The organism is Flavobacterium sp. RSSB_23, assembly GCF_051547145.1.
Taxonomy (GTDB): Bacteria; Bacteroidota; Bacteroidia; order Flavobacteriales; family Flavobacteriaceae; genus Flavobacterium.
This window is the reverse complement of the sequence record NZ_JBPTTO010000025.1, coordinates 1-5,155: the sequence shown is the minus strand read 5'-3', so window position 1 is coordinate 5,155 and position 5,155 is coordinate 1. Positions and strand designations below refer to the sequence as shown.

At 47.8% G+C, this 5,155-nt stretch carries 2 tRNA genes and 2 rRNA genes; all 4 read left to right on the top strand.

Going from position 1 to position 5,155, the window contains the following annotated elements:
* Window positions 1-215 precede the first annotated feature (215 nt).
* The 4 genes from ACSVH9_RS16085 (at window position 216) to ACSVH9_RS16070 (ending at window position 5,114) form a co-directional block, all read left to right on the top strand.
* Window positions 216-1,731 (top strand): 16S ribosomal RNA (locus tag ACSVH9_RS16085).
* A 128-nt stretch (window positions 1,732-1,859) separates the two neighbouring features.
* Window positions 1,860-1,933 (top strand) — tRNA-Ile (locus ACSVH9_RS16080).
* Window positions 1,934-2,022: 89 nt separating this feature from the next.
* Window positions 2,023-2,096: transfer RNA gene (locus ACSVH9_RS16075), tRNA-Ala, on the top strand.
* 134 nt (window positions 2,097-2,230) lie between these two features.
* A 23S ribosomal RNA gene (locus ACSVH9_RS16070) occupies window positions 2,231-5,114 on the top strand.
* The 16S and 23S rRNA genes sit together here with 2 tRNA genes alongside, the layout of an rRNA operon.
* The last annotated feature ends 41 nt before the right edge of the window (window positions 5,115-5,155 follow it).

The window sequence follows — 5,155 nt, the reverse complement described above, 5'->3', positions numbered from 1 at the left end:
TTAAAAAAGAATTACTACTTTTGCACCCGCTTTGAGAAACAACGAAAAGCGGAATAAATAAAGAAGAATACGTTCCTAGACATATTGAATTGACAGCCGTTCCGATGCAAATCGGAACAAATAAAATAAGAGTAAGATAATCGAGAGATTAGAATAAAACCGATAGTTTCTGATTCGAATAATAAAATGAGTCTAATTTATTAGACAAACAATATACGATGAAGAGTTTGATCCTGGCTCAGGATGAACGCTAGCGGCAGGCTTAACACATGCAAGTCGAGGGGTATAGGAAGCTTGCTTCCTAGAGACCGGCGCACGGGTGCGTAACGCGTATGCAATCTACCTTTTGCAGAGGGATAGCCCAGAGAAATTTGGATTAATACCTCATAGTATGTGAGAATGGCATCATTTTCACATTAAAGTCACAACGGCAAAAGATGAGCATGCGTCCCATTAGCTTGTTGGTAAGGTAACGGCTTACCAAGGCAACGATGGGTAGGGGTCCTGAGAGGGAGATCCCCCACACTGGTACTGAGACACGGACCAGACTCCTACGGGAGGCAGCAGTGAGGAATATTGGACAATGGGCGCAAGCCTGATCCAGCCATGCCGCGTGCAGGATGACGGTCCTATGGATTGTAAACTGCTTTTGTACAGGAAGAAACACTGGTTCGTGAACCAGCTTGACGGTACTGTAAGAATAAGGATCGGCTAACTCCGTGCCAGCAGCCGCGGTAATACGGAGGATCCAAGCGTTATCCGGAATCATTGGGTTTAAAGGGTCCGTAGGCGGTTTAGTAAGTCAGTGGTGAAAGCCCATCGCTCAACGGTGGAACGGCCATTGATACTGCTAGACTTGAATTATTAGGAAGTAACTAGAATATGTAGTGTAGCGGTGAAATGCTTAGAGATTACATGGAATACCAATTGCGAAGGCAGGTTACTACTAATGGATTGACGCTGATGGACGAAAGCGTGGGTAGCGAACAGGATTAGATACCCTGGTAGTCCACGCCGTAAACGATGGATACTAGCTGTTGGGCGCAAGTTCAGTGGCTAAGCGAAAGTGATAAGTATCCCACCTGGGGAGTACGTTCGCAAGAATGAAACTCAAAGGAATTGACGGGGGCCCGCACAAGCGGTGGAGCATGTGGTTTAATTCGATGATACGCGAGGAACCTTACCAAGGCTTAAATGTAGATTGACCGGTTTGGAAACAGACTTTTCGCAAGACAATTTACAAGGTGCTGCATGGTTGTCGTCAGCTCGTGCCGTGAGGTGTCAGGTTAAGTCCTATAACGAGCGCAACCCCTGTTGTTAGTTGCCAGCGAGTCATGTCGGGAACTCTAACGAGACTGCCAGTGCAAACTGTGAGGAAGGTGGGGATGACGTCAAATCATCACGGCCCTTACGCCTTGGGCTACACACGTGCTACAATGGCCGGTACAGAGAGCAGCCACTTCGTGAGGAGGAGCGAATCTATAAAGCCGGTCACAGTTCGGATCGGAGTCTGCAACTCGACTCCGTGAAGCTGGAATCGCTAGTAATCGGATATCAGCCATGATCCGGTGAATACGTTCCCGGGCCTTGTACACACCGCCCGTCAAGCCATGGAAGCTGGGGGTGCCTGAAGTCGGTGACCGCAAGGAGCTGCCTAGGGTAAAACTAGTAACTAGGGCTAAGTCGTAACAAGGTAGCCGTACCGGAAGGTGCGGCTGGAACACCTCCTTTCTAGAGCCTTAGTGTTAGCTTAACGCACGCTAGGGAAAAAGAAGAAGATGCTAAAGGTCTATGGCATCGATTGGCTTACTCTTGCTGTTAATTTAAAGAAATTGAATAAAGAATTAAGTAAAAAACAGAGTCTCGTAGCTCAGCTGGTTAGAGTACTACACTGATAATGTAGGGGTCGGCAGTTCGAGTCTGCCCGGGACTACTATTTTAACTTGATTAGGAAATTCTAGAGGTTGAAATCCTTATTTTTTTGGAATTTGGAATTTAAAGATTTGGAATTTTAAAAAAAAAGGGGGATTAGCTCAGCTGGCTAGAGCGCCTGCCTTGCACGCAGGAGGTCATCGGTTCGACTCCGATATTCTCCACAAATACTGAAATACGTTCAGTATAAAAGTTCATTGACATATTGAGATAAAAACATTTAAAAAGTAGAAAGCAGATTTGCTATTTATTTAGTAAATCGAAAAAAAACGGTCTTGTTTTAAGAACAAGATTGGTACAATAAGCAAAATAAGGGCGTATGGGGGATGCCTAGGCTCTCAGAGGCGAAGAAGGACGTGATAAGCTGCGAAAAGCTACGGGGATTGGCACACACGATTTGATCCGTAGATATCCGAATGGGGCAACCCACTATGTTGAAGACATAGTACACCGATAGGTGGGCAAACCCGCTGAACTGAAACATCTAAGTAGGCGGAGGAGAAGAAAACAAAAGTGATTCCGTAAGTAGTGGCGAGCGAACGCGGATTAGCCCAAACCAATGTTGTTACGGCAATGTTGGGGTTGTAGGACCACGACATTTCTTGCATAAAGAATTAGAATCTACTGGAAAGTAGGACCAAAGAGGGTGATAGTCCCGTATAAGTAATGAATGTAAAGGATAGTGGTATCCTGAGTAGGGCGGGGCACGTGAAACCCTGTCTGAATTTGGCGGGACCATCCGCTAAGGCTAAATACTCCTGAGAGACCGATAGTGAACCAGTACCGTGAGGGAAAGGTGAAAAGAACCGTGAATAACGGAGTGAAATAGATCCTGAAACCATACGCTTACAAGCGGTCGGAGCCCTTTCGTGGGGTGACGGCGTGCCTTTTGCATAATGAGCCTACGAGTTAACGTTGCTGGCAAGGATAAGTGGTTAAGCCACGGATCCGTAGCGAAAGCGAGTCTGAATAGGGCGCTTTAGTCAGTAGTGTTAGACGCGAAACCGTGTGATCTACCCATGGGCAGGATGAAGCGCTGGTAACACAGTGTGGAGGTCCGAACCGGTTGACGTTGAAAAGTCTTCGGATGACCTGTGGGTAGGGGTGAAAGGCCAATCAAACTCGGAAATAGCTCGTACTCCCCGAAATGCATTTAGGTGCAGCGCACGGCGTAAAGTTATATAGAGGTAGAGCTACTGATTGGATGCGGGGGCTTCACCGCCTACCAATTCCTGACAAACTCCGAATGCTATATAATGTTTCCGTGCAGTGAGGGCTTGGGTGCTAAGGTCCAAGTCCGAGAGGGAAAGAACCCAGACCATCAGCTAAGGTCCCCAAATATATGTTAAGTTGAAAGAACGAGGTTTGTCTGCCCAGACAGCTAGGATGTTGGCTTGGAAGCAGCCATTCATTTAAAGAGTGCGTAACAGCTCACTAGTCGAGCGGACGAGCATGGATAATAATCGGGCATAAACATATTACCGAAGCTATGGATTTGTAATTTATTACAAGTGGTAGGGGAGCATTCTAACAGGGTTGAAGGTGTGTCGTAAGGCATGCTGGACTGGTTAGAAAAGAAAATGTAGGCATAAGTAACGATAATGCGGGCGAGAAACCCGCACACCGAAAGACTAAGGTTTCCACAGCTATGCTAATCAGCTGTGGGTTAGTCGGGACCTAAGGCGAACCCGAAAGGGACAGTCGATGGCCAACGGGTTAATATTCCCGTACTACTGATTACTGTGATGGGGTGACGGAGTGATGAAAGCGCCGCGAACTGACGGAATAGTTCGTTGAAGTACCTACCTATAAGCTGCGCAGGCAAATCCACGCGGCTTGGGGAAATACGATAGTACTCGGAGTCTTCGGACAAAGAGATAGTGCGCCTAAGGGCTTCCAAGAAAAACCTCTAAACTTCAGGTAATTAGTACCCGTACCGTAAACCGACACAGGTAGTCGAGGAGAGAATCCTAAGGTGCTCGAGAGATTCATGGCTAAGGAATTAGGCAAAATAGACCCGTAACTTCGGGAGAAGGGTCGCCCCGAGTAATCGGGGCCGCAGTGAAGAGGTCCAGGCGACTGTTTATCAAAAACACAGGGCTCTGCAAAATCGTAAGATGAAGTATAGGGCCTGACACCTGCCCGGTGCTGGAAGGTTAAGAGGAGATGTTATCTTCGGAGAAGCATTGAATTGAAGCCCCAGTAAACGGCGGCCGTAACTATAACGGTCCTAAGGTAGCGAAATTCCTTGTCGGGTAAGTTCCGACCTGCACGAATGGTGTAACGATCTGGACACTGTCTCAGCCATGAGCTCGGTGAAATTGTAGTAACGGTGAAGATGCCGTTTACCCGCAGTGGGACGAAAAGACCCTGTGCACCTTTACTATAGCTTAGTATTGACCTTGGATAAATGATGTGTAGGATAGGTTGGAGACTGTGAAGTGGCGTCGCTAGGCGTTGTGGAGTCATTGTTGAAATACAACCCTTTGTTTATCTGAGGCCTAACCCCGAGTATCGGGGGACATTGCTTGGTGGGTAGTTTGACTGGGGTGGTCGCCTCCAAAAGAGTAACGGAGGCTTCTAAAGGTTCCCTCAGTACGCTTGGTAACCGTGCGTAGAGTGCAATGGCATAAGGGAGCTTGACTGAGAGACATACAGGTCGATCAGGTACGAAAGTAGAGCATAGTGATCCGGTGGTTCCGCATGGAAGGGCCATCGCTCAAAGGATAAAAGGTACGCCGGGGATAACAGGCTGATCTCCCCCAAGAGCTCATATCGACGGGGGGGTTTGGCACCTCGATGTCGGCTCGTCACATCCTGGGGCTGGAGAAGGTCCCAAGGGTTGGGCTGTTCGCCCATTAAAGTGGCACGCGAGCTGGGTTCAGAACGTCGTGAGACAGTTCGGTCTCTATCTACTGTGGGCGTTAGAAATTTGAGTGGATCTGATTCTAGTACGAGAGGACCGAATTGGACAAACCTCTAGTGTATCTGTTGTCCCGCCAGGGGCACCGCAGAGTAGCTACGTTTGGAAGGGATAAGCGCTGAAAGCATATAAGCGCGAAACCCACCACAAGATGAGATTTCTTTTAAGGGTCGTGGGAGATGACCACGTTGATAGGCTATAGATGTAAAGGCAGTAATGTCATAGTCGAGTAGTACTAATAACCCGTAAGCTTATGTACACCTTTTCCCGTCCGCCTTGGCGGACGGGAGAGAACTTTCT